This window comes from Variovorax sp. EBFNA2 (assembly GCF_033802765.1).
GTDB classification, from domain to species: Bacteria; Pseudomonadota; Gammaproteobacteria; order Burkholderiales; family Burkholderiaceae_C; genus Variovorax; species Variovorax paradoxus_H.
Map to the genome: position 1 here is coordinate 4500249 of NZ_CP138496.1, position 23126 is coordinate 4523374.

Annotated in this window: 17 protein-coding genes; 4 read left to right on the plus strand and 13 right to left on the minus strand. The window is 68.5% G+C overall.

The features are described from left to right. Window positions 1-2: 2 nt before the first annotated feature. Window positions 3-977, minus strand: a complete 975-nt coding sequence (locus RZE79_RS21150) for a tripartite tricarboxylate transporter substrate binding protein (RefSeq protein WP_319356680.1) — start codon at window positions 975-977, stop codon at window positions 3-5. A gap of 112 nt (window positions 978-1089) precedes the next feature. Here RZE79_RS21150 and RZE79_RS21155 point away from each other — a divergent pair, with 112 nt between their 5' ends. After that, window positions 1090-1908 carry an IclR family transcriptional regulator gene (locus tag RZE79_RS21155; protein WP_319356681.1) on the plus strand — a complete coding sequence of 273 codons (819 nt, stop codon included), beginning with the start codon at window positions 1090-1092 and terminating at the stop codon, window positions 1906-1908. 13 nt (window positions 1909-1921) lie between these two features. Here the strand turns inward: RZE79_RS21155 and RZE79_RS21160 are convergent, their stop codons facing one another. Continuing rightward, complete coding sequence (locus tag RZE79_RS21160) at window positions 1922-2746, minus strand: undecaprenyl-diphosphate phosphatase (protein ID WP_192192793.1); 825 nt, start codon at window positions 2744-2746, stop codon at window positions 1922-1924. A 156-nt stretch (window positions 2747-2902) separates the two neighbouring features. On the opposite strand from RZE79_RS21160, the gene RZE79_RS21165 reads away from it, so the two are divergent. Next, window positions 2903-3760, plus strand: coding sequence for a hypothetical protein (locus RZE79_RS21165; protein WP_319356682.1), 858 nt, complete (start codon window positions 2903-2905; stop codon window positions 3758-3760). Here RZE79_RS21165 and RZE79_RS21170 read toward each other — a convergent pair. Genes RZE79_RS21170 through RZE79_RS21180 form a run of 3 tightly spaced genes read right to left on the minus strand, consistent with a single transcriptional unit; the run spans window position 3752 to window position 6732 of the window. Continuing rightward, window positions 3752-4405: an aspartate/glutamate racemase family protein gene (locus tag RZE79_RS21170; RefSeq protein ID WP_319356683.1), complete on the minus strand. Its 654-nt coding sequence runs from the start codon at window positions 4403-4405 to the stop codon at window positions 3752-3754. The genes RZE79_RS21165 and RZE79_RS21170 overlap by 9 nt on opposite strands. Window positions 4406-4428: 23 nt before the next feature. Next, entirely contained in the window at window positions 4429-5346 is a 918-nt protein-coding gene (locus RZE79_RS21175) for an amino acid ABC transporter substrate-binding protein (RefSeq protein WP_319356684.1), read from the minus strand. Between the two features lie 51 nt (window positions 5347-5397). Next, a complete protein-coding gene (locus RZE79_RS21180) occupies window positions 5398-6732 on the minus strand; it encodes an aspartate aminotransferase family protein (RefSeq protein ID WP_319356685.1) in 1335 nt (444 codons plus the stop codon). A gap of 136 nt (window positions 6733-6868) precedes the next feature. Between RZE79_RS21180 and RZE79_RS21185 the strand changes: the two genes are divergently transcribed. Further along, on the plus strand, window positions 6869-7735 hold the full coding sequence (locus RZE79_RS21185) for a MurR/RpiR family transcriptional regulator (RefSeq protein WP_319356686.1): 867 nt from the start codon (window positions 6869-6871) through the stop codon (window positions 7733-7735). A 10-nt stretch (window positions 7736-7745) separates the two neighbouring features. Here RZE79_RS21185 and RZE79_RS21190 read toward each other — a convergent pair whose 3' ends face one another. The 4 genes from RZE79_RS21190 to RZE79_RS21205 form a co-directional block, all read right to left on the minus strand. After that, on the minus strand, window positions 7746-8477 hold the full coding sequence (locus RZE79_RS21190) for a GntR family transcriptional regulator (RefSeq protein ID WP_319356687.1): 732 nt from the start codon (window positions 8475-8477) through the stop codon (window positions 7746-7748). Between the two features lie 164 nt (window positions 8478-8641). Continuing rightward, window positions 8642-9112 carry a (2Fe-2S)-binding protein gene (locus RZE79_RS21195; RefSeq protein WP_319356688.1) on the minus strand — a complete coding sequence of 157 codons (471 nt, stop codon included), beginning with the start codon at window positions 9110-9112 and terminating at the stop codon, window positions 8642-8644. Window positions 9113-9138: 26 nt separating this feature from the next. Beyond that, window positions 9139-11418 (minus strand): xanthine dehydrogenase family protein molybdopterin-binding subunit, encoded by a 2280-nt coding sequence (locus RZE79_RS21200; protein ID WP_319356689.1) that lies wholly within the window; start codon window positions 11416-11418, stop codon window positions 9139-9141. 54 nt (window positions 11419-11472) lie between these two features. Next, window positions 11473-12057: a TetR/AcrR family transcriptional regulator gene (locus RZE79_RS21205; protein ID WP_319356690.1), complete on the minus strand. Its 585-nt coding sequence runs from the start codon at window positions 12055-12057 to the stop codon at window positions 11473-11475. A 145-nt stretch (window positions 12058-12202) separates the two neighbouring features. Here RZE79_RS21205 and RZE79_RS21210 point away from each other — a divergent pair, with 145 nt between their 5' ends. Next, complete coding sequence (locus RZE79_RS21210) at window positions 12203-12565, plus strand: SPW repeat protein (RefSeq protein WP_319356691.1); 363 nt, start codon at window positions 12203-12205, stop codon at window positions 12563-12565. A gap of 147 nt (window positions 12566-12712) precedes the next feature. On the opposite strand, the gene RZE79_RS21215 is transcribed toward RZE79_RS21210, so the two are convergent. The 4 genes from RZE79_RS21215 to RZE79_RS21230 form a co-directional block, all read right to left on the minus strand. Then, a complete protein-coding gene (locus RZE79_RS21215; RefSeq protein ID WP_319356692.1) occupies window positions 12713-14212 on the minus strand; it encodes an efflux transporter outer membrane subunit in 1500 nt (499 codons plus the stop codon). An 11-nt stretch (window positions 14213-14223) separates the two neighbouring features. Then, window positions 14224-17493, minus strand: coding sequence for an efflux RND transporter permease subunit (locus RZE79_RS21220; protein ID WP_319356693.1), 3270 nt, complete (start codon window positions 17491-17493; stop codon window positions 14224-14226). 757 nt (window positions 17494-18250) lie between these two features. Further along, window positions 18251-21373: an efflux RND transporter permease subunit gene (locus tag RZE79_RS21225; RefSeq protein WP_319356694.1), complete on the minus strand. Its 3123-nt coding sequence runs from the start codon at window positions 21371-21373 to the stop codon at window positions 18251-18253. A 61-nt stretch (window positions 21374-21434) separates the two neighbouring features. After that, complete coding sequence (locus RZE79_RS21230; RefSeq protein WP_319356695.1) at window positions 21435-23066, minus strand: efflux RND transporter periplasmic adaptor subunit; 1632 nt, start codon at window positions 23064-23066, stop codon at window positions 21435-21437. Window positions 23067-23126: the final 60 nt, after the last annotated feature.

The window sequence follows — 23126 nt, forward strand, 5'->3', positions numbered from 1 at the left end:
ACTCAGTCGAGCGTGATCTTCAGGTCGCGGATCAGCTTGTGCCAGCGCGCGGTCTCGGCCTTGAGCAGCTCGGTGTACTGCGCGGGCGTGTTGCCCACGGGCTCGACGCCGAAGTCGACCATGCGCTTGTTCACCGAGGGCTCGTGGATGGCGGCCACCAGCTGGCGGTTGAGCGTGTTCACCACGTCGGCCGGCGTGGCCGCGGGCACCACCACGCCGACCAGCGCGGCGGCCTCGACGTTCTTGTAGCCGAGCTCGGCGAAGGTGGGCACGTCGGGCAGTTGCGGCAGGCGCGTGGGGTTGGCCACGGCCAGCGCGCGCACCTTGCCGCCCTTGATGAAGCCGGCGCCGGCGGCCATGTCGACCATCATGGCCGGCAGCTGCCCGCCGACCACGTCGGCCAGCGCGGGCGCCGCACCGCGGTACGGCACGTGGACCATGAAGAGCTTGGCCTCGACCTTCAGCAGTTCCATCGCCAGGTGGTGCGGGCTGCCCGCGCCGGCCGAGGCGTAGTTGATGCCGCCCGGCTTGGCCTTGGCCTGCGCGATGAAGTCCTTGGCGGTGGCAAAGCCTGAGTTGGCGCCGACCACCAGGATCATCGGGAACTTGCCCATGAGCGTGACGGGTGCCAGGTCTTTGGTGGGGCTGTAGCTCAGCGACTTGTACAGCGCCGGGTTGAACACCAGCGTGCCGTTGTCGGCCGAGAGCACGGTGTAGCCGTCGGCCGGGGCGCGCGCGGTTTCGGCGGCGGCCAGCGCGGTGTTGCCGCCCGGCTTGTTGTCCACCAGCACGGGTTGGCCGACCTGCGTCGACAGCGTCTGGGCGACAGTGCGCGCGAGGAAGTCGGAGCCGCCGCCGGCCGCGTACGGCACGAGCCAGCGGATCGGCTTGTTCGGGAAGGCAGTCTGGGCGCTGGCGACGGTGCCCAGGGCGGCGAGGGACAGGACCGCAAGGCCGCGGGCGAAGTGCTTCTTCATCGGGTGTCTCCGAAGTGGATATTGTGTATTGCGTAATTATCATACGCATTGCGTAATCGTTGATCCACGGGTTTACCCGGCCGCCTGGGCCGCCACCTAAGATGCCGACGACATGACCTCCCCCGCTGAAGCACCCCCGGTTCCTTCTTCTCCTCCCCGCGAGCGCCGCCAGCGCGTGCAGTCCGCCGAGACCGGCATGGCCGTGCTCAAGGGCCTCGCGCACCTGGGCGGGCGCAGCAGCCTCACGGCCCTGGCCACCCACGTGGGCGAGAGCCCGGCGAAGGTGCACCGCTACCTCGCGAGCCTGATGGAAGAAAGCCTGGTGCGCCAGGACACCGCCTCGCAGCACTACTACCTGGGGCCCGAGGCGATCCAGATCGGCCTGGCCGCCATGCGCCAGGCCGACCCGATCCGCGCGGCCGAGCCCTGCCTGATCCGCCTGCGCGAATCGCTGGAGGTGACCTGCTTCGTCGCGGTGATGGGCAACAAGGGCCCGACCATCGTGCGCTTCGAGGAGCCGGGCCTGCCGGTCACGGTGAACGTGCGCGCCGGCTCGGTGATGTCGATGCTGTGGTCGGCCACCGGCCGCGCCTTCCTGGGCCTGCTCGACGAGTCGCGCGTGGTGGCGCTGGCCGAGCAGGAACTGGCCGAAGCCACCGCGGACATGCGCGCGCTGCTCGATGCCGCCGACCCCATCGGCACGCTGCGCCGCGAGGTGCAGCAGGCGCACTGCGCCATCGTGAAGGACACCTACCTGCGCGGCATCAGCGCCGTGGCGGCGCCGGTGTACGACTACGCGGGAAGGGTGTGCGCCGTGATCACCGCACTGGGTGCCACGGGCGGGTTCGACCCGTCGATCGACGGGCCGATCGCCATCGCCGTGCGGCGGGAGGCGAAGGCCGCCGGCGCGCTGCTGGGCGCGACGGCCTGAGACCGAAGAAGGCTTATTCCGCCCAGACGACCGTGCCGGTCCACGCCGTGGCCAGCACCACGATGCCGAAGGCGATGCGATACCACGCGAACGGAATGAAGTTGTGCGTGCTGATGTACTTCAGCAGCCAGCGCACGCACAGCCATGCGCTGATGAACGAGAAGGCCAGGCCCACGGTGAACATCGGAATGTCGGCCACCGACAGCAGCGCGCGCTCCTTGTAGAGGCTGTAGGCGCCCGCGCCGATCAGCGTCGGAATGGCCAGGAAGAAAGAGAAGTCGGTCGCTGCCTGGCGCGACAGGCCCAGCAGCATGCCGCCGATGATGGTCGAGCCGCTGCGGCTGGTGCCGGGGATCATCGCGAAGCACTGCACCAGGCCGACCTTGAGCGCGTCCCAGGGCGTCATGTCGTCCACGTGCTCGACGCGCACCGAGCCGGGCGGGCGCTTCTCGGCCCACAGGATGATGAAGCCGCCGATGATGAAGGTGCTCGCCACCACGGTCGGAATGAACAGGTGCGCCTTGATCATCTTGCCGAACAGCAGGCCCAGCACCACCGCGGGCAGGAAGCCGATGACGACGTTCAGCACCAGCCGGCGCGCCTTGGGCTGGCGCGGCAGCGCCACCACGGTCGAATGGATCTTCTGCCAATAGACCAGGATCACCGCGAAGATCGCGCCGGTCTGGATGGCGATGTCGAACACCTTGGCCTTGGCGTCGTCGAAACCCAGCAGCGAGCCCGCAAGAATGAGGTGGCCGGTCGACGAGATCGGCAGGAATTCGGTCAGACCCTCCACGATGCCCATGACAGCGGCCTTGACCAGCAAAACGATATCCACGCGTACTCCTTGTAAGAGCGGCGATTATCGCGAGGCCTTCGGTCAGGTCCTGTTCAGGCCCTCGGCCGCAGGAAATACCCAGTTCAGGTGATGTTCGACGTCGGCGCATTAATACATATTGGTAACAGTTATTCACCTGCGGCCGAAGGAGCATCCATGTCAACGTTCACCACCGGGAGTGAACTCGGGGACTGCGTCGCTGAAGAACGCCCCTCGACGCTCGACGACCATGTCGAAGACCGACTCAAGAGCCCCTGCCAGCGGGAGCGGGAGCAGTGCCACGGCATGCTGCGCGTGGCCGAAGCCACCGGCGCCTCGGCCTACGAGCTGCGCCAGCTGACGCAGCGCCTGGCCGACATCGACCGCTGCGGCGCCGGCGCCTGCATCGTCGCGCAGGGCCATGTGGAGGCCGACCGCATGGCCTCCGGCCTGCAGGCCGACGCCGCCCTGTGCATCGACTTCCGGCTGCTGGAGCCGCTGGGCCCGGCCCACGACAAGAAATGGTTTGCGCGCTGGAAGTTCTGGAGCTTCCTGCTCGGCGCGGCCGGTCCGGTGGCCGCGCTCACGCTGCAGGGCCTGGCGCTTCGCCCGAGCGAGCCGCACGACGCGCACGCCGACCTGGTCGCCAAGTCGCGCAAGGTGCTCGAAAGCTGGCGCCGCACCTCCGACACCCTCTTCTGGCACGCGGTGGAAGACTATGTGCGCCAGCAGGCCTTCTCGCTCGAAACCCAGGCCTACCTGATGCACTGCGTGGCGTCGGTCTTCGCGGCCGATGCACCCATGCTGACTGACGCGCAGCGCGAACGGCTGGCCGCCGTGCTCACCGACACCTACTGCGACGCGCTCGGCACCGCGGCGACCATGCCGTCGTCGGACATCTACCGGCGCCTGGCGCAGGGACTCGAAACCGACAGCGGCAACGCCGGCCCGGGCCGTCCGCTGGGGCGCGGTGAAGCGGCGCAGGTCGCGATGACGACGCTGTTCACGGTTGTCGGCAACGGCGGCTCACACTGAAGTTGTAGAAGCACGACGGCGCAGCGCACGCACCGCGCTGTCGACCGTCGTGAGCACCGGCAAGCCGCTCGCCGCCTCGCAGGCGCCACGCGCGCGCGCCATGCTGAACTGAGCCAGGGCAATGCGCGTGCAGCCGCGCGCACGCAGCGCGGCGGCCTGTTCGGCGATGAGCGCATCGTGGCGCTGCGCGTCGCCCGCATCGAGCGCGGCCAGTGCGCCCTCGGCCAGCGCCAGCTCGAGCGCCATGCCCGAAGGAAACTCCGGCGGCATCGATTCCAGCGTGCGCGCAAAGGTCGCGATCAGGCCCAGGCGGCCTTCACCCTGCACGGCCTCTTCGATCATGGCCTCGTTGGGCTTGAGCACCGGAATGCCCGCATGCCGCTGCGCCACCGCCTCGATGCACGGCCCGAAGGCCGAGCAGGTGAACAGGATGCCGCGCGCGCCCGTGTCCACCGCGTACTGCGCCAGCCGCTGGAAGCGCTCGTGCATCGCCGCGTCGAGCCCCTTGCCGTCGCGTGCGAGGTCGGCCGAGAGGCTGTCGTCCAGCAGGTTCATGCGCACGGCCTCGGGCCAGTCGCGTGCGAAGGCTTCGTTGATGGGCGCGACGGAATGCGAGAGCGCGTGGATGAGGGCGATGCGTGTCATGAAATCAGAGGAAATCGAAGCGCTCAGATTCCTTTGGACGACGGGTTGGCAAACGCGTCCTTCGTCTCGGCATTGAGCGGGTAGTTGATGTTGATGCCCTTGGGCGGAATCGGCGACATGAACCACTTGCTGTAGAGCTTTTCCATCTCGCCGGACTTCATCATGCCCGACACCACACGGTCCACCAGCGCCTTGAAGGCCGGGTCGTCCTTGCGGAACATCAGCGACTGGTTCTCGGTGCGCAGGCTCTCGCCGGTGATGACGAAGTCCTTCGGGTTGCGCGCGTTGGCGACCTGGCCCGCGAGCAGGATGTCGTCGAGCACGAAGGCCTGCGCGCGGCCGCTCTCGACCAGCAGGAACGAGTCGGTGTGGTCCTTGCCCGAGAGCTGGTTCACCTCGAGGCTGCGGCCCTTGTCGGCGGCGCGGAGCAGGCGGAACGAGGTGGTGCCGGCGGTGGTGACCACGGTCTTGCCCTGCAGGTCGGCAATGCTCTTGATGCCCGAATCGGCCTTCACCAGGGTGCGCACGTTGTAGCGGAAGATGTCCGGCGAAAACGCCACCTGCGACTGGCGCTCGACCAGGTTGGTGGTGGAGCCGCACTCGATGTCCACCGTGCCGTTCTGTACCAGCGCGATGCGATTGGCCGAGGTCACGGCCTGGTACTTGATGTCGAGGGCGGGCAGCTTCAGCTCGCTCTTCACCGCCTCGACGATGCGGTTGCAGATCTCGATGCTGTAGCCCACCGGCTTCAGGTTGCCGTCGAGGTACGAGAAGCCGAACGAGGCCTCGCGGTAGCCGAAGGTGATGGCGCCGCTGGCCTTGATCTTGGCGAGCGTGTCGCTGGCGGCCTGCGCCTGCGCGGCGGTGGTCGGCAGCAGCGCGGCACAGGCCAGCGCGAAAGCGGCGGCGGCGATGGAAAGCGATGGACGAAGCTGGGGCATGGAACGCTCCTCGGGACGGCGGTTGAAGAAAAAGGGAACGGGGTCGAACGCTCAGCGCGTCGCGCCGCGCGTGACGGCATCGACCGAGGCCGCGAGCCGCGCGACGATCTCGTGCAGGTGGTCGCGCGTGGCGATGTACGGCGGCGCCAGCAGCACGTGGTCGCCCTGGCGGCCATCGACGGTGCCGCCGAAGGGGTAGCACAGCAGGCCGCGCGCCATTGCGTCTTGCTTGAGGCGCGCATGGAGCTTCAGCGAAGAGTCGAAGGGCTGCTTGCTCGCGCGGTCGGCCACCAGCTCGACGCCCCAGAAGAAGCCGCGTCCGCGGATGTCGCCCACATGCGGGTGGTCGCCCAGCGCCTCGGCCAGCATCGCGCCGAAGGCGATGCCGTCGTCGCGCACCTTGCCGACCAGGCCGTCGCGACGGATCACCTGCTGCACCGCGAGTGCCGCCGCGCAGGCCATCGGGTGGCCCAGGTAGGTGTGGCCGTGCTGGAAGAAGCCGCTGCCCTTCGACATGGCCTCGACGACCTTGCGCTGCGCCAGCACCGCGCCGATCGGCTGGTAGCCGCCGCCCAGGCCCTTGGCGATGGTCATGAGGTCGGGCGCCACGCCCTCCTGCTCGCAGGCGTGCAGCGAGCCGGTGCGGCCCATGCCGCACATCACCTCGTCGAGGATCAGCAGCACGCCGTACCTGTCGCACACCGCGCGCACCGCCTTGAAGTAACCCGGCACGGGCGTGAGCACGCCGGCGGTGGCGCCGCCCACGGTCTCGGCCACGAAGGCGATCACGCGGTCGGCGCCCTGCGCGACGATGGCCGCCTCCAACTCATCTGCCAGACGCAGGCCGTACTGCTCGGCGCTTTCGTCGGCGCGCTGCTCGCGGTACGGGTAGCACGGCGCGACGTGCGTGGCCGGCACGAGGATGGGCGCGAAGGGCTCGCGGCGCCAGGCGTTGCCGCCCACCGCGAGCGCGCCCAGCGTGTTGCCGTGGTAGCTCTGGCGGCGCGCGATGAAGTGGGTGCGCTGCGGCTGGCCGATTTCCACGAAGTACTGGCGCGCCATCTTCAGCGCCGACTCCACCGCCTCCGAGCCGCCGCTCACGAGGTACACGTGGCTCATGCCTTCGGGAGCGGAACCGATGAGTTCGTCGGCCAGTTGCTCGGCCACCTCGCTCGTGAAGAAGCTGGTGTGGGCGTAGGCCAGTGTGTCGATCTGCGCGTGCATCGCCGCCATCACCTCGGGGTGGCCATGGCCGAGCGAGGACACGGCCGCGCCGCCCGACGCATCGAGGTATTCGCGCCCGTCGGCGTCGCGGATGAACATGCCCTGCGCGCTGGCGGCAACGGGCGGGGTGTGGCGAAGGTGGCGGTGGAAGACGTGCGTCATGGCGGCTGGCAACTGGACTGACGTTGGAACTAACGTTTCGGATGAATTATTCTTTGGAACATTTGTTCCGTCAACTCCCGTGGTTTCCCTGCTCCGGTACATTCGTTCCAGACACCCCGAGAAAAGAGACACCGCCATGGGCGCCCGAGAACAGATCCGCCAGCGTTTCAACGAACTGAGCCCTGCCCTGCAGCAGGTCGCGCGCTACGTGCTCGACCACCCCAACGAAGTGGTCACGGGCTCGATGCGCAATGTCGGCACGCGCGCGCAGAGCACGCCGGCCACGCTGGTGCGCTTCGCCCAGCACCTGGGCTTCGACGGCTGGCCGCAGCTCAAGGAGGCCTTCGCCGCTGACATGGGCCTGGGCACCGAAATGTATGGCGTGCGCGCCAAGCAGCTGGTGGGCCGCGCCGCCGACCAGGGCCTGACGGGCGAGATGTTCGAGGTGCAGCGGCGCAACCTGGAGCTCACGCACCAGCAGAGCGGGCCGGCGCTGCTCAAGGCCTGCGTGCTGCTCGAGAAGGCGCCGGCCGTGCATGCGGCGGGCTTTCGCGCGTGCTTTCCGATCGCGTTCTCGTTCGTGTACGTGTACCGGCTCTTTCGCACCAGCGTGCACCTGGTCGACGGCCAGGGCGGCTCGCTCGAGATGCAGCAGCGCGCCTTCGCCAAGGGCGACGCGCTGGTGGTGGCGAGCTTTGCGCCCTACTCGCGCGAAGCTTTGCAGGTGGCCGAAGCCGCGAAGGCGGCCGGCTGCCGCATCGTGGCGATCACCGACAGCGTGACCTCGCCGCTGTCGCTGCTGGCGGACGAGACGCTGCTCTTCACCATCCACAGCCCCTCGTTCTTCCCCTCGGTGGCGGCCGGCGTGGCCGTGACGGAAGCGCTGGTCGAACTGCTCGCGAGCCGCGCGGGCAAGCCGGTGATCCGGCGCATCGACCAGGCCGAGGCGCAGCTGTTCGAGTCGGGGGCCTACCTCATGGCGCCGGTGGCGCGCGGCGGCTAGAGAAGAAGCTTCAGGCGATCGCGCGGGTGCGGCCGGCGCTCTGGCGCAGATACAGCACCAACAGGTCGCGGTTGGCGTTGATGTGCTCGCGCATCGCGGCTTCGGCGCCGGCCGACTCCTGCCGGCCGAGCGCGTCGACGATGCAGCGGTGCTCTTCCAGCGCCTGCAGGGCCTGGCCGTGGCGGTACATCAGCATCGCGGCGTCGCGCTTGTGGGGGCGCGAGCGGCTGTCGAAGATCACGGGCAGCTGGCAGGCGCGCTGCACGGCCTCGCTGAGCCAGCGGTTGTCGGCCAGCGACAGCAGCTTGTGATGGAAGGCCTGGTTCAGGTCCTGCCACTGGTCGGCGCGCTCGTCGGTCCATTCGCCGCTGTCGTGCAGCAGCGCGTGCTGCTCGTCGACCATGGCCGTCAGTTCGGCCAGTGCCTCGCCGCCCAGCCCGCGCTCGCTGAGCAGGCGGCAGGCCATGCCTTCGAGCGTGGCGCGCACGCTGAAGGCGTCGAACACGTCCTTGGCGTCGAAACGGCGCACCTGGAAACCCCGCTGCGGGTGATAGACCAGCAACCCCTCGTCGGCCAGCCGTGCCATGGCACCGCGCACAGGGGTGCGCGACACGCCAAGCTCATTGGCGAGCGAAATCTCCATCAGGTGGGCGCCGGGGGCGATCGCACCATCGAAGATGCGTGTGCGCAGCGTGTCGGCCACGGACAGGGCGCGCGTCCGCGAGGGGTCTGGGGGGGTCATCGAAAGTCGGAAACAGGGGCCGGCCCGAAGCGGGCCGCGCGGATGGTACGGCGGCGTATCGAAGCTTCATATCCCCAATTTCCGTAAAAATTCGGTTCTGGCGACTTTTTCGAGAATTACGGCGAAATTATTAACTTCTGTAAACAAACACCCCGGTTTCTGCGTTATCGCCCCGCTGTTTCGGCCGCCAGGTGGATCGCGGCGCGAATCCGGGGGTAGGTGCCGCAGCGGCAAATGTTGCCGCGCATGGCGTCCGAGACCTGGTCGTCGCTGGGTTTGGGGGTCGCCTTGAGCAGCGCGCAGGCCGACATGAGCTGGCCGCTCTGGCAGTAGCCGCACTGCACCACGTCGACCTCGGTCCAGGCCTGGCGCAGGGCGTCGGCCTCCCGGCCTTTCAGCCCCTCGATGGTGGTGACCTCGCGCGCGCCCACGGCTTCGAGCGGGGTGACGCAGGAGCGCACGGCCTCGCCGTCCAGGTGCACGGTGCAGGCGCCGCACAGCGCCTTGCCGCAGCCGAACTTGGTGCCGACGAGCTTCATTTCGCCGCGCAGCACCCACAGCAGCGGGGTGTCGGGCTCGGCGCTCACGGTGGCGGTCTGGCCGTTGATCTTCAGCGTGGTGGTGGTCGTGGTCATGGGGTGTCCTTCTTGTTCTGGGAGGGTCAGGCCAGCCGCAAAGGCAGGCTGCGCAGGCGCTGGCCGGTCAGCGCGAACACGGCGTTGGCCACGGCGGGCGCGATGGGCGGCGTGCCCGGCTCGCCGACGCCGCCGGGCGGCACCTCGGCGCCGGTGCCGGCGAGGATGTCGACCTCGATGACCGGGCACTCGTCGATGCGCAGCGGCGTGTAGTCGTGGAAATTGGTCTGCTGCACCTGGCCGCGCGCCACGGTGATCTCGCCGCGCAGCGCCGCCGACAGGCCGAACACGATGCCGCCTTCCATCTGCTGGCGGATCAGGTTCGGGTTCACCGGCAGGCCGCAATCGATCACGCACACCACGCGGTGCACGCGGATCTGCCGCTCGGGCGTCACCGACACCTCGGCCACCTGCGCCACGATGCTGCCGAAAGCACGGTGAATGGCCACGCCGCGCGCGCGCTTGGCGCCGTCGGGCCCGTCAGCCAGCGGCTCGCCCCATTGCGACAACTCGGCCACGCGCTGGAGCACCGCCAGGTGGCGCGCGTCCTTGGCGAGCAGGCCGGCTCGGAAGGCCACCGGGTCCTTGCCGGCGGCCACGGCGCATTCGTCGATGAAGCTCTCGACGAAGAAGCCGTTCTGCGAATGCGCCACCGAGCGCCAGATGCCGGTGGTGACGGCCGACTCGACCGGCACGTGCGCCACGCGGGCCTGCGGAAAATCGTAGGCGGTGTTCCAGGCGCCGTCGGTCGAGTTGTCCATGAACGACGGCGCACCCAGGCTGGAGCCGGCGCTCGTGGTCTGCCACGCGACCAGCGCGCCCGCGGCGTCGAAGCCGGCCCTGCACCGCGCCACGTAGGCCGGGCGGTAGAAGTCGTGCGTCATGTCTTCCTCGCGCGACCAGATCAGCTGCACCGGTGCGCCACCGGCCTCGCGCGCGAGCTGCGCGGCCTGCACCAGGAAGTCGATGAAGTAGCGCCGCCCGAAGCCGCCGCCCAGGTAGGTCACGTGCAGCGTGACCTTCTCGGCGTCGATGCCCAGCGTCTTGGCGACCGCGGCGCGCGCAAAGCCCGGCGCCTGCGTGGGCGCCCAGACGGTGGCGGCGCCGTCCTTGAACTGCACGGTGCAGTTCATCGGCTCCATGGTGGCGTGCGCCAGAAAGGGCACGCGGTACTCGACCTCGATCGTGCGCGCAGCGGACTTGAGTGCTGCGGCCACATCGCCGGTGTCGAGGCGCGCGTTGCCCGCATCCGCGTCGAGCGTGCGCGCGAGGCGGTCAATCATCTCGGCGCTCGACAGGCTCGCGGCCGGGCCGTGGTCCCAGGTGATGTCGACCTTCTTCAGCGCGCGCATCGCGTGGTACGGCGTGTCGGCGATCACGGCCACGCCGCCCGCCGTGCTGCCGGTGCCGACGAGGCTCGCGGCCACGGGTTCGAGCGCCATCACCTTGCGCACGCCGGGCAGTGCCTCGGCGGCTTTCGCATCGAAGTGCGCGACGCGCCCGGCCAGCGTCGGGCACATGGCGATGCTGGCGTACAGCAGGCCCGGTGGCAGCACGTCGATGCCGTAGGTGGCGGTGCCGTTGAGCTTGCCGGCGTTGTCGATGCGCCGCTGCGGCTGGCCGATGACGCGAAAGTCGGCTGGCGCCTTGAGCTTCACCGCCGTGGGCAGCGGCTGCTGCGCGGCCTTCGCGGCAAGCTCACCGAAGCGCGCGCTGCGGTTGGAGGCCGGGTGCAGCACGCGGCCCGCCTCGGTGCGGCACTCGCTGGCGGGCACCTGCCACTGCGCGGCGGCAGCGCCCACCAGCATGAGCCGCGCCGACGCGCCGGCCTCGCGCACTGGACCCCACTGGTCGGTGACGCTCGACGAGCCGCCCGTGCCCGAGAGCCCCGGGATCGTGCGCAGCAGCTTGCCCACGACCTGGTGCGCGGCGCGCTTGCCGAAGCCCTCGTCGCCGGGCTTGAACGGCAGCGCGTCGAGGATCATGGCCTGGTTGTTGTAGATGGCGTCGAAGCCGGCCTGCTCAAGCCGCACCTGCGGCATCGAAGCGTCCATCTCTTCGGCCAGCAGCATCGCCAGGCCGGTGTGGGTGCCCTGCCCCATTTCCGATTGCGTCATCACCAGCGTGACCGTGTCGTCGCTGCCCACCTTGACCCAGCCGTTGAGCGCCACCTGCCCGTTGCCCGCCGGCAGCGGGGCGCCGGGCACGAGGCGCGACGCCGCCGGCGTAGCGGCCCAGCCGACGACCAGGGCGCCGGCGGCCCCGAGGGTGCCGAGCACGAAGTGGCGGCGTTTGAGTGTGGGCATGGGGGGTCTTTCTTCAGTGGGGGTCTTGTCGTGCGTGCAGAAGGTGTGCCGTGGTCAGGGCGGCACGGCGATGCCTTGCCAGAACATCTCGAAGCCGGCTTCGGCGTAGTCGAAGACGGGTTGTTCATCACCGGCCTGCGCGATGTAGCCGACAGTGGTCTCGGCCATCGCCGTGAGCATCGCGCCCAGGAACTCCATCGGGCGCTCGACGACTTCGCCGCGCCGCATGCACTCCTGCGCTGCCGCCTCCAGCCGCGCGAACGGCACCATGCCGGCGGCGCGGCTCTCGTTGCTCAGTTCGTCGGACACCTTGAGTTGCGCCAGCACGCGCAGCTTGCCGGGATGCGCCACGCCCCATTGCACGTAGCGGTCCCAGATGTGGCGGAACTGGGTGCGCGGGTCGGCGGCTTCGGGCCAGTCGGCCAGCATCACGCCGGCCAGCTCGGTCTTCAATGCGCGGTACAGCGCGTCGGTCAGCAGCGCCTTGCTCGCGAAGTAGGTGAACAGCGTGCCCTCGGCCACGCCCGCGGTGCGCGAGATGGCCGAAGTCGGCGTGGCCCACACGCCGCGCCGGCCGAACTCGACCAGCGCCGCCTCGAGGATCGCGTTGTGCTTGTCTGCGCTGCGGGGCCGGGCCATGTGTGGATGCGCTCCATCGCTCGTTTAAATGAGTGTTCACTCAAGTATAGGAACGCAGTGCCGATCCGCAAGCCCGTGGAACCACGGTGTCACGCGGCAGTCCAACCAGCGTCGTGGCGTCGTGCTGCGACAGGAGGTAAAGACCATGAAGCATGTGAAGCATTGGCAGGACCCCGTCAACGCCGCCGCCGGCGTGTGGCTGATCGTCTCGCCGTGGGTACTGGGCTTTCAGGGCAACGCGCTCGCCATGTGGACCATGGTGGCGACCGGCATCGTGCTGGGCGCTGTGGCCTTGGGCGCGACCTTCGTGCCGCACCAGTGGGAAGAGTGGACCGAAGTGGCGCTGGCAGCGTGGCTGGCGGTGTCGCCCTGGTTGCTCGACTTCCGCATGGTCGAGCCGGCGCTGGTCAACGCGGTGCTTGTGGCCGCGCTGATCATGGTGCTCGCCCTCTGGGTCCTGGTGACCGACAAGGACTATCTGGGCGGTGCCATCGACCGTCCGGCGTGATGGGGAGAGAGCGATCGTGTGATGTGAGCCGAGCGGCGACCACCGCCGCGAAGCGACGACGCCCGGTCCGGTGTTCCTGCACGCAGCGAGCACTGGTCGGGCCGACGGGCCAGGCAGGTTCCCCTGCCCGCCCGCGACACCCGCCCCTTACGGCGTGCGGGAAGCGGCGTTGTTGTTTGAAGTGCTGTTGCCGGCCGGGCGGGCATCGCCCATCCAGTCGGCCTGCCAGCCGCCGCCCATGGCCTGGATCAGCGCGATTGCCGCGGCCTGGCGATTGACCTGAAGCTGCACGAGCGCGCGCCGCGCGCTCAGTGCGGCGGCCTGCGCCTGCACCACCTCGGTATAGCTCACCTGCCCCGCGCGATAGCGGTTGAGCAACTGCTGCTCGGTCTTGTCGGCCGCTGCCGTGGCCTCGCGGCGCAGGCCTTCCTGCTGCGCCAGCGTGGCGCCAGTCGTCAGCTGGTCTTCGACAGTCTGGAACGCGGCCAGCACGGTCTGCCGGTAGCGCGCCACGCTGGCCTCGTGGCCGGCCTTGGCGGCATCGACGCTGGCGCTGATCGCCCCCGCATCGAACACCACCTGCGCCACCGACAGGCCCAGCCCCCACAGCGTGTTGGCCGAGCCGAAGAGGTCTTTCACGCGGCTTGCGTTGCTGCCGACCGAGGCCGTGAGCGAGATGTTCGGGTAGTAGGCCGAGCGCGCGATGCCGATCTGCGCATTGGCCGCGGCCACCGCGCGCTCCGCCGCCGCAATGTCGGGCCGGCGCTGCAGCAGCGTCGAGGGCACGCCGGTCGGAATGCCTGGCACCGTGGGCGTCCAGCGCGCGGGCGGCAGGCTGAAGTCGGCCGGCGCCACGCCCACCAGCATCGCGATGGCGTGCTCCAGCGTGGCGCGCGTGCGCTGCAGGCCCACGCGATCGGCCTTGGCGTTCACCAGCTGCGTCTGCGCCTGCAGCACATCGGTCTGCGCGGCGATGCCGGCGGCATAGCGGTTGCTCGTGATCTCGAAGGCGCGCTGGTAGCCGAGGATGGTTTCGTCGAGCAGCACGATCTCGGCGTCGGCCTCGCGCAGCGAGAAGTAGTTGGTGGCCAGGTCGCCGACGGCCGACAGCCGCGCCGAGGCCAGGTCGGCCTCGCTGGCCTGTGCGTTGGCCTGCGCGCTGTTCACGGTTTCGCGCAGGCGGCCCCACACGTCGGGCGTCCAGCTCGCGCCCAACGTGGCGCCGAAGGCATTCGACGGGCTGGCCGAGGCGTTGCCGCCCACGGTGCCCGAGCGCCTGCCGCTGCCGTCGAGCGACACCGACGGGAACAGCCCCGCGCGCTGCTCGCGCACCAGCGCCTGGGCCTGTGTGTAGTTGGCGACAGCGGCGGCGATGTTCTGGTTCGACACCTGCACGCGCCCCGCGAGTTCGTCGAGCGTGGCGTCGCCGAAGAGCTTCCACCACTCGCCGCGGTCGAGCGCGTCGGCCGGCGCGGCGGGCAGCCAGCCGTCGGCGGCGGGCTGTTCCTTCCAGCCGGCGGGCGCGGCGGATGCGGGCAGCTGGTAGGCCGGCCCGACGGCACAGCCGGCGAGCACGGCGGCCAGCGCGAGCGTGCTCAGCGCGAAGAAGCGGCGTGAAGAACCAAAGGAAGAGATAGAGGCATTCATGGTCGTGGATCTCAGGCGGCCGGGGCGCGGCTCAGCGCGTGTTCGTTCTTGCCGCGGCGGCGCAGCTTGTCGAGCAGCAGGTACACCACCGGCGTGGTGAGCAGCGTCAGCAGCTGGCTCGCGATGAGCCCGCCGATGATCGCCACGCCCAGCGGCCGGCGCAGTTCGGCGCCCTCGCCGAAGCCGATGGCCAGCGGCAGTGCGCCGAGCGCGGCGGCCAGCGTGGTCATCAGGATGGGACGGAAGCGCAGCAGGCAGGCCTCGCGCACCGCCTCGAGCGGGCTCAACCCGCGCGAGCGTTCGGCCTCCAGAGCGAAGTCGATGATCAGGATGGCGTTCTTCTTCACGATGCCAATCAGCAGGAACACGCCGATCAACGCGATGATGGAAAACTCCATGCGGAACATCAAGAGCGCCAGCACCGCGCCCACGCCGGCCGAAGGCAGCGTCGACAGCACCGTCACCGGATGCACCAGGCTCTCGTACAGGATGCCCAGCACGATGTAGATCACGACCAGCGCCGCCAGAATCAACATCACCTGCTGGCCCTGCGACTGCTGCGCGCTCAGCGCGGTGCCGGCAAAGGCGCCGCGCACGTTTGTCGGCATCGCGATGTTGGCCTCGGCCTTGGCAATGGCCTCGCGCGCATCGCCGAGGTTGGCGCCTTCGGCGAGGTTGAACGAGATGGTGGTGGCGAGTTCGCCGTCTTCATGGCTCACCGAGGTCGCGACCGATTGCTCCTCGAACTTCGCCACCGCCGACAGCGGCACCAGCGTGGTGGGCGTGTTGCTCAGCACGTTGCCGGTCGAGGCGTTGCGCAGGCCGGCGTTCGCCGACACCGGCACCGTCGCGGCGGCGCTGGTGGAGGCGGCCGTGCTGCTTGTCGATGTGGTGGTCGTTGCGGCCACCTGCGTGGTCACGGCCTGCCCGCCCACCACGGAAGTCTTGGTGGCGGGCACGTACACGTCGCGCAGCGCGTTCGGGCTGCTCGTGTAGGCCGGCGCCCATTCCATCACCACGTGGTACTGGTTGAGCTCGGTGTAGATCGTGGCCACCTGCCGCTGGCCGAAGGCGTTGTACAGCGCGTTGTCGATGGCGGTGGAGGTCAGCCCCAGGCGCCGCGCGCTGTCGGGGTCGACCTTGGCCACCGTCTCCACGCCGTTCTGGTCCTGGTCGGTGTCGATGTCGGTCAGCGTGGGCTGCTGCTTCATCTCGTCGGCCAGCTTCACGGCCCACGTGCGCAGGTCGGACAGGCTGTCGCTCTTGAGCGTGTACTGGTAGGTGGAGTTGCTGGAGCGCCCGCCCGAGCGCACGTCCTGCACCGGGCCGAGGAACACGCGCAGCCCCGTCACCTGCGCCAGCTGCGGACGCAGCCGCGCGATCACCGCCAAGCCGCTGTCCTTGCGCTGGCTGGCCGGCTTCAGGTTGACGAACATGAAGCCGCCGCCCGCCCGCCCGCCGCCCGTGAAGCCCACCACGGTGTCGACCGCCTCGTCCTTGCGGATGATGTCGACCACCTCGCGCAACTTGGCCGCCATGGCCTGCGACGAAATGCTCTGGTCGGCACGCAGGCCGCCGTTGAGCTGGCCGCTGTCCTGCTGCGGGAAGAAGCCCTTCGGCGCCGCGCTGAACAGGTAGACATTGAGCCCCACCACCGCCAGCAGCACGAACATGACGATCGCCTTGCTGTCGAGCGCCCAGTCGAGCGCGCTCTCGTAGCGCTTGAGCATCCAGTCGTAGCTGCGCTCCGCCGCGCGGCCGAACCGGCCCGGCGGCTTGCCGTTGCCGTGGCCGTTGTTGCCGCCGGGCTTGAGCATCCAGGCGCACATCATCGGCGTGGTGGTGAGCGAGATGACCAGCGAGATCAGCACCGCCGCCGACAGCGTCACCGCGAACTCGCGGAACAGCCGCCCCACCTGCCCGCCCATGAACAGCAGCGGAATGAACACCGCCACCAGCGACACGCTGATCGACAGCACCGTGAAGCCGACCTCTTGCGCGCCGAGCAGCGCCGCCTTCATGCGCGACATGCCGGCCTCGATGTGCCGGCTGGTGTTCTCGAGCACCACGATCGCGTCGTCCACCACGAAGCCCGTGGCCACCGTGAGCGCCATCAGGCTCAGGTTGTTGAGGCTGAAGCCCAGCAGGTGCATCACGCCGAACGTGCCCAGCAGCGCCACCACCGTCGCCACCGCCGGCACCACGGTCGCGCGCACGCTGCGCAGGAACAGGCTGACCACCAGCACCACCAGCAGCACCGCGATGACCAGCGTCATCTCCACCTCGCGCAGCGAGCTGCGGATCGAGTTGGTGCTGTCCGACGCGACCTGCAGCGTCACGTCCGGCGGCAGTTGCGCCTGCAGCTCGGGCAGCAGCGCGCGCACGTTGTCGACCGTTTCGATGATGTTGGCCGAAGGCTGCCGCGTGATCAGCACGATGATCGCCGGCTCTCCGTTGAACAGGCCCAGCGTGCGCGTGTCTTCCACGCCGTCGATCACGTCGGCGACCTCGCGCAGGCGGACCGCAGCGCCGTTGCGCCAGGCCACGACCATCGAGGCGTAGTCGCTTGCGCGCAGCGCCGGGGTCTGGGTGTAGATCTGCAGCTTGCGCCCTTCGCCTTGCACCATGCCCTTGGGGCGGTTGGCGTTGGACGCCTGGATCGCGGCGCGCACGTCGTCGGTGCTGATGCCGTAGCGGTTCAGTGCGAAGGGGAGCAGTTCGATGCGCACGGCGGGGAGCGAACCGCCGCCGATTTCCACGTCGCCTACGCCGTCTACCTGGGACAGGCGCTGGCTGACGATGTTCGAGACTGCGTCGTAGATCTGGCCTGGGGTTTTCGTCTTTGACGTGAGGGCCAGGATGATGACTGGCGAAGCTGCTGGGTTGGCTTTGCGGTAGGTGGGGTTGCTTCTCAGCGTGGCGGGCAGGTCTACGCGGCTGGCGTTGATGGCGGCCTGGACTTCTCTGGCGGCGCCGTCGATGTTGCGGCTGAGGTCGAATTGCAGGGTGACTCGGGAGGAGCCTACCGAGCTGGTGGACGTCATTTCGTTGACGCCTGCGATTGTTCCCAGGTGTCTTTCCAATGGCGTCGCTACGCTTGTGGCCATCGTCTCGGGGCTTGCTCCGGGGATCGAGGCTCTTACCGAGATGACTGGGTAGTCGACTTGGGGGAGCGGGGAGACTGGGAGGACGAAGAACGCGGCTATGCCTGCCAGGGCGATGCCTATGGTCAGGAGGACTGTGCCTATGGGGCGGCGGACGAAGGGGCGCGACAGGTTCATCGCAGTGCCTTCTTTTGGGTTCCGAGGCCGGGTCTCGCCCCGGCGGGCGACCTACTTTTCTTTGCTTCGCCAAAGAAACGTAGGCAAAAGAAAGGCGACCCTGCTGTCTGCGTCCCTGCGCTTCGCTTCGGGCAACCTGCGGTGCTCGCGTTTCGCGGGGTCTCGCCCAAACTCGCTTCGCTCAAACAAGGGCGAGCCCTGATCCGCGAAATGCTGCGCTCCTCGGCGCATACAGAAGGGGTTGGGGGACCGACACGCCATCGCTGCGCTCGGCGCCTGGACACCTCACGAGCCTTCGCTGCGCTCGGCTTGAATTGCTCCCTCTCCCCTTGGGGAGAGGGTTGGGGTGAGGGTCCGCGGCACAGAAACACCGGCTCGCGCGCATGAAGGCCGATGCCCTCACCCCCGCCCTCTCCCCAAGGGGAGAGGGAGCAAGTCCGATCGCCGAGCGAAGCAAAGGCCCGATCGCAGGCCGAGCGAAGCGACGGCCCGCCCGGTATCGAAGCCCCTCTGTATGCGCCGAGGAGCGCAGCGTTTCGCGGATCAGGGCTCGCAGCTGTTTGAGCGCAGCGAGTTCTGCGAGACCCCGCGAAACGCGAGCACCGCAGGTTGCCCCGTAGCGAAGCGCAGGGGTCGCAGACAGTGGGGTCGCCTTTTCTTTGCTTACTTTCTTTTGGCGAAGCAAAAGAAAGTGAGTCCGCCGCCGGGCGGAACTCCCGGCCTCGGAAAACAAACAAGCAGCAGGAGCACAGACAGATCAAACCGTCTCCTCCTCAAGATCAGCAGAAGACCGACGAGCCCCTCCACCCAACCGATCAAACGCCAAATAAATAACCGGCGTAGTAAACAAAGTCAGCAGCTGACTAACGATCAGCCCCCCAAAAATCGCAAGCCCCAGAGGACGCCTCAACTCAGCCCCATCCCCAAAACTCAACATCAAAGGCACAGCAGCAAACAACGCAGCCAGCGTCGTCATCAAGATAGGACGAAACCGCAACAGAGCAGCCTGATGAATAGCTTCACGCGCAGACTTCCCTTGAGTCCGCTCCGCATCAATAGCAAAGTCGATCATCATGATCGCGTTCTTCTTCACGATGCCGATCAACAGAATGATCCCGATGATCCCAATCACCCCCAGGTCATTGCCGGTAATCATCAAGGCCAACAAAGCCCCAACCCCAGCAGAAGGCAACGTAGACAAAATCGTCAACGGATGCACATAGCTCTCGTACAGCACCCCCAACACGATGTACACACAAACCACAGCCGCCAGAATCAACCACAGCTGATTCGACAAAGACTTCTCATAAGCCCCCGAAGCCCCCAGAAAAGTCATCGTCACACTGCCCGGCAACCCGATCTCTTTCGCAGCCGCGCGAATCGCCGCAACAGAACCACCGAGTGACACCCCCGGCGCCGTATCGAAGTTCAACGTACTCGCCGGATACTGCGCCACGTGCGTGATCTGCAACGGCGCCTGCCGCTCGCTGATCTCCGCAAAGGCCGACAACGGTGTCGCCGTGCCCGACCCCGCAATGAGGTTCAGCTGCCCCAGCGTCTGCGGCGTGTTCACCATCCCGGGCTGTGCTTCCAGAATCACGCGGTACTGGTTCGTCTCCGTAAAAATGGTCGACACGATGCGCTGGCCGAAGGCGCTGTACAGCGCGTCGTCCACCGAACTCGCGGTAATCGACAGCCGCGATGCCGTGTCGCGGTTCACGTTCACATACGCGGCCAGGCCTTGCGCGCCAGCATCGCTGCTCACGTTGCGCACCTTGTCCGACTCCTGCAGCTTCGCCACGAGCTTCTGCATCCACTCGGTGACGAGCGCGCTGTTCACACCTTCCAGCGACACGCGGTACTCGGTCGGGCCGGTCTCGGCATCGATGGTCAGGTCTTGCGTGGGCTGCAGGTACAGCGTGAGGCCCGCCACCTTCTGCACGCGCTCGCGCAGGCGGTCCATCACCTCCTGCTGGTTGTCGTGGCTCTTGGTCAGGTTGATGAGCATGCTGCCGGTGTGCAGCATGGTGTTGTTGGCCGCGTCCACGCCGACGAAGGAACTGAGGTTCTCGACGTCGGGGTCTTCAAGAATGGCGCGTGCAGCCTGCTGCTGCAGCTGCGCCATGCGCTCGAAGGACACGTCTTGCGCGGCCTGCACGCGGGCCTGCAGCTGGCCGGTGTCCTGCGTGGGAAACAAACCCTTGGGGATCGTGAGGTACAGCAGCACGGTCAGCACCATGGTGAGCAGCGCCACCAGCAGCGTGAGCGGCTGGTGCGCGATCACCCAGTGCAGCGAGCGGTCGTAACGCACCATCACGCCGTCGAAGAAACGCTGGGCGCGCGCGCCGAAGCCGGTGCCGGTCGCGTCCTTCTTCGGTTCGTGCTTGAGCCAGCGCGCCGACATCATCGGCACCAGCGTGAGCGAGACCACGCCCGAGATCAGGATGGTGATGGCGAGCGTCACGGCGAACTCGCGGAACAGCCGGCCGACCACGTCGCCCATGAACAGCAGCGGGATCAGCACCGCGATCAGCGACACGGTCAGCGAGATGATCGTGAAGCCGATCTGCGCGGCGCCCTTGAACGCGGCCTGCAGCGGCTTCTCGCCCTCCTCGATGTAGCGCGCGATGTTCTCGATCATGACAATCGCGTCGTCGACCACGAAGCCGGTCGCGATGGTCAGCGCCATCAGGCTCAGGTTGTTCAGGCTGTAGCCCAGCAGGTACATCAGGCCGAAGCTGCCGATGAGCGAGATCGGCACGGCGATGCTGGCGATGACGGTGGCGCGCAGGCTGCCCAGGAACGCGAAGATCACCAGCACCACGAGCACCACGGCCAGCACCAGCTCCATCTCGACGTGCTGCACCGACGAACGGATGCCGGCGGTGCGGTCGCTCAGCACCTCGATCTGCAGGCCCGCGGGCAGGCCGGCCTGCAATTCGGGCAGCTGCGTCTTGATGGCGTTGACGGTGGCGATCACGTTGGCGCCGGGCTGGCGCTGCACGTTCAGGATGATGGCCGGCGTGAGCTGCACCTCGCCATCGACCTTGCGCCCGGACCAGGCGCCCAGCTGTGCGTTCTCGGCGCTGTTGACCACGCGCGCCACGTCGACCATGCGGATCGGCGCGCCGTTCTTGTAGCTGACGATGAGGTTCTTGTAGTCGTCGACCGTGAGCAACTGATCGTTCGAGTTGATGGTGTAGGCGCGCTTGGGGCCGTCGAAGCTGCCCTTGGCGCCGTTGGAGTTGGCCGCGCTGATGGCGGTGCGCAGCGTATCGAGGCCGATGCCGTTGGCCGCGAGCGCCTGCGTGTTGGCCTGGATGCGCACGGCCGGGCGCTGCCCGCCGCTGAGCGATACGAGGCCCACGCCCGAGACCTGGCTGATCTTCTGCGCGAGCCGGGTGTTGACGAGGTTTTGCACCTCGGTGAGCGGCAGCGTGTCGGAGGTGATGGCCAGCGTGAGCACGGGCGCATCGGCCGGGTTGACCTTGGCGTACACCGGCGGCGCGGGCAGGTCGGCCGGCAGCAGCGAACCGCCGGCATTAATGGCGGCCTGCACTTCCTGCTCGGCCACGTCGAGCGTCTGGCCCAGCGAAAACTGCAGCGTGATGATCGACACGCCCGCCGCGCTGGTCGAACTCATGCGGTCGAGCCCCGACATCTGGCCGAACTGGCGTTCGAGCGGCGCGGTGACGGTGTTGCTCATGACCTCGGGGCTGGCCCCGGGGTAGAGCGTCTGGACCTGGATGGTCGGGTAGTCGACCTGCGGCAGCGCCGCCAGCGGCAGAAAACGGAACGCCACCAGGCCGGCCAGCACGATGGCCAGCATCAGCAGCGAGGTGGCGACCGGCCGCAGGATGAACGGGCGCGACGGGCTCATAGATATACCTTCGTGCTTCGCACTGCGGTGCGAGCTTGTTTGGGGCGGCCCGGCACGGCGCTCATGGACTGCGCCGTCCCTCACCGCCGCGTTCGCCGCCGGCGCCGCCGCGCTCGGACTGACGTTGCCAACGCTCCAGCGCGGCCGGGTCGCCGCGGTCGAGCGCTTCGAGGAAACGCTTGCGGCGTTCGAGTTGTTCGGGATCGTCCTTGGCCGCGTCGAGCATGCGCTGGCGCTGCTCGGGGGTGGGGAGCTTGGCTGCAGGGGCTGCAGCGGGTGCGGGCGTTGTTGCCGCAGGTGCTGCGGCCGGCGCAGTGGGTGCCTGCAATGGCGCGGCAGGCGCAGCCGCTTCGGACGGACGCGCACCGCCGGCGCCTTCCTGCCGACGTCCGCCGCGCCGTCCGCCCGGCGCTGCTGCACCAGAGGCCGCACCGGCGGGCCGGTCGACCGTGGTCTGCACGCGCGCGCCGTCCTTCAGTCGATCGCCGCCTTCGGTCACCACGGTTTCGCCGGGCTGCAGGCCCTTGGTGATCGAGGCGAAATCGACACTCGATTCACCGCGTGTCACCGGGCGCTGCGAGGCCGTGTTCTCGGCCGTCACCACGTACACGTAATCGCCGTTCGGACCGTGGCGCAGCGCCGTGACCGGCACCACCACCGCGCTGCTCACGGTGCGCAGCAGCAGCCGAAGGTTGACGAACTGGTTCGGGAACAGCGCGCCGTCGGCGTTGGTGAAACGCGCCTTGGCCTTCACGGTGCCGGTCTGCGTGTCGACCATGTTGTCGAGCGTGGAAAAGGTGCCCTCGGCCAGCCGGCGCGTGCGCGTGCGGTCGAAGGCGGTGGTGGCGAGCGTGGCGCCCTGCCCCAGCCGCTCCTGCACCTCGGGCACGCGGTCTTGCGGAATGGAGAACTCGACGTCGATGGGCGCGATCTGCGTGATGGTGGCCACGCCGCCCGTGCTGCCCGTCGAGATGTAGTTGCCCGCGTCCACCGGCCGCAGGCCGATGCGCCCGCTCACCGGCGCCGTGATGCGGCTCCAGGCCAGGTTGAGCTTGGCCGTGTTCTCGTTGGCGCGGTCGATGGCCACCGTGCCTTCGAGCTGCTTGACCAGCGCGGCCTGGGTGTCGACCTCCTGGCGGGCGATGGAGTCCTGCCCGAGCAGCGTCTGGTAGCGCTGCAGCGTGACGCGCGCCGCGGCCAGTTGCGCCTCGTCGCGCTGGCGTGCACCGGCGGCCTGCGCCAGCGCGTTCTCGAAGGGCTGCGGGTCGATGGTGGCGAGCACGTCGCCCTTCTTGACCATCTGGCCTTCCTTGAACAGCACGGCCGTGAGCACGCCCGACACTTGGGGCTGCACCGTCACATTAGCCAGCGGCGTGACCGTGCCGAGTGCTTCGAGCTGCACCGGAATGTCGGCCTGCCGCGCGACGGCGGTGCCGACGGTGCTGGAGGCCGGGCCGCCGCCACCACCACCCGCTCGCCCACCCGGTCCACCGCCGCCGGGCCGACCCTGGCCCGGTCCGCCCGCGCCGGGCGCTGGTGACTTGGAACGCTGGATCAGATACCAGGCGCCGCCCCCGAGGGCCACCAGCAGAAGCAGGGCCATCAGGCTCCCGAACCAGCGGCGCCGGCGCGCCGGAGGATGGGTCGGCGACACGATGGGTGGCAGGGGCTCGGGGGGCGTGTGGGAATCCATGGGCGGTGCGTGCGAAGGGGTGCGAAAGAGCGACCTGAAGGGAGGCGGCCTAGAGTACAG

Excerpts from the sequence above, each read along its gene's own strand:
- RZE79_RS21175 (WP_319356684.1), bottom strand. The coding sequence starts at position 5,346 with ATGCCCCAGCTTCGTCCATCGCTTTCCATCGCCGCCGCCGCTTTCGCG.
- RZE79_RS21195 (WP_319356688.1), bottom strand. The coding sequence starts at position 9,112 with ATGACCACGACCACCACCACGCTGAAGATCAACGGCCAGACCGCCACC.
- RZE79_RS21220 (WP_319356693.1), bottom strand. The coding sequence starts at position 17,493 with ATGAACCTGTCGCGCCCCTTCGTCCGCCGCCCCATAGGCACAGTCCTC.
- RZE79_RS21215 (WP_319356692.1), bottom strand. The coding sequence starts at position 14,212 with ATGAATGCCTCTATCTCTTCCTTTGGTTCTTCACGCCGCTTCTTCGCG.
- RZE79_RS21200 (WP_319356689.1), bottom strand. The coding sequence starts at position 11,418 with ATGCCCACACTCAAACGCCGCCACTTCGTGCTCGGCACCCTCGGGGCC.
- RZE79_RS21210 (WP_319356691.1), top strand. The coding sequence starts at position 12,203 with ATGAAGCATGTGAAGCATTGGCAGGACCCCGTCAACGCCGCCGCCGGC.
- RZE79_RS21150 (WP_319356680.1), bottom strand. The coding sequence starts at position 977 with ATGAAGAAGCACTTCGCCCGCGGCCTTGCGGTCCTGTCCCTCGCCGCC.
- RZE79_RS21155 (WP_319356681.1), top strand. The coding sequence starts at position 1,090 with ATGACCTCCCCCGCTGAAGCACCCCCGGTTCCTTCTTCTCCTCCCCGC.
- RZE79_RS21170 (WP_319356683.1), bottom strand. The coding sequence starts at position 4,405 with ATGACACGCATCGCCCTCATCCACGCGCTCTCGCATTCCGTCGCGCCC.
- RZE79_RS21165 (WP_319356682.1), top strand. The coding sequence starts at position 2,903 with ATGTCAACGTTCACCACCGGGAGTGAACTCGGGGACTGCGTCGCTGAA.
- RZE79_RS21205 (WP_319356690.1), bottom strand. The coding sequence starts at position 12,057 with ATGGCCCGGCCCCGCAGCGCAGACAAGCACAACGCGATCCTCGAGGCG.
- RZE79_RS21190 (WP_319356687.1), bottom strand. The coding sequence starts at position 8,477 with ATGACCCCCCCAGACCCCTCGCGGACGCGCGCCCTGTCCGTGGCCGAC.
- RZE79_RS21225 (WP_319356694.1), bottom strand. The coding sequence starts at position 21,373 with ATGAGCCCGTCGCGCCCGTTCATCCTGCGGCCGGTCGCCACCTCGCTG.
- RZE79_RS21185 (WP_319356686.1), top strand. The coding sequence starts at position 6,869 with ATGGGCGCCCGAGAACAGATCCGCCAGCGTTTCAACGAACTGAGCCCT.
- RZE79_RS21230 (WP_319356695.1), bottom strand. The coding sequence starts at position 23,066 with ATGGATTCCCACACGCCCCCCGAGCCCCTGCCACCCATCGTGTCGCCG.
- RZE79_RS21180 (WP_319356685.1), bottom strand. The coding sequence starts at position 6,732 with ATGACGCACGTCTTCCACCGCCACCTTCGCCACACCCCGCCCGTTGCC.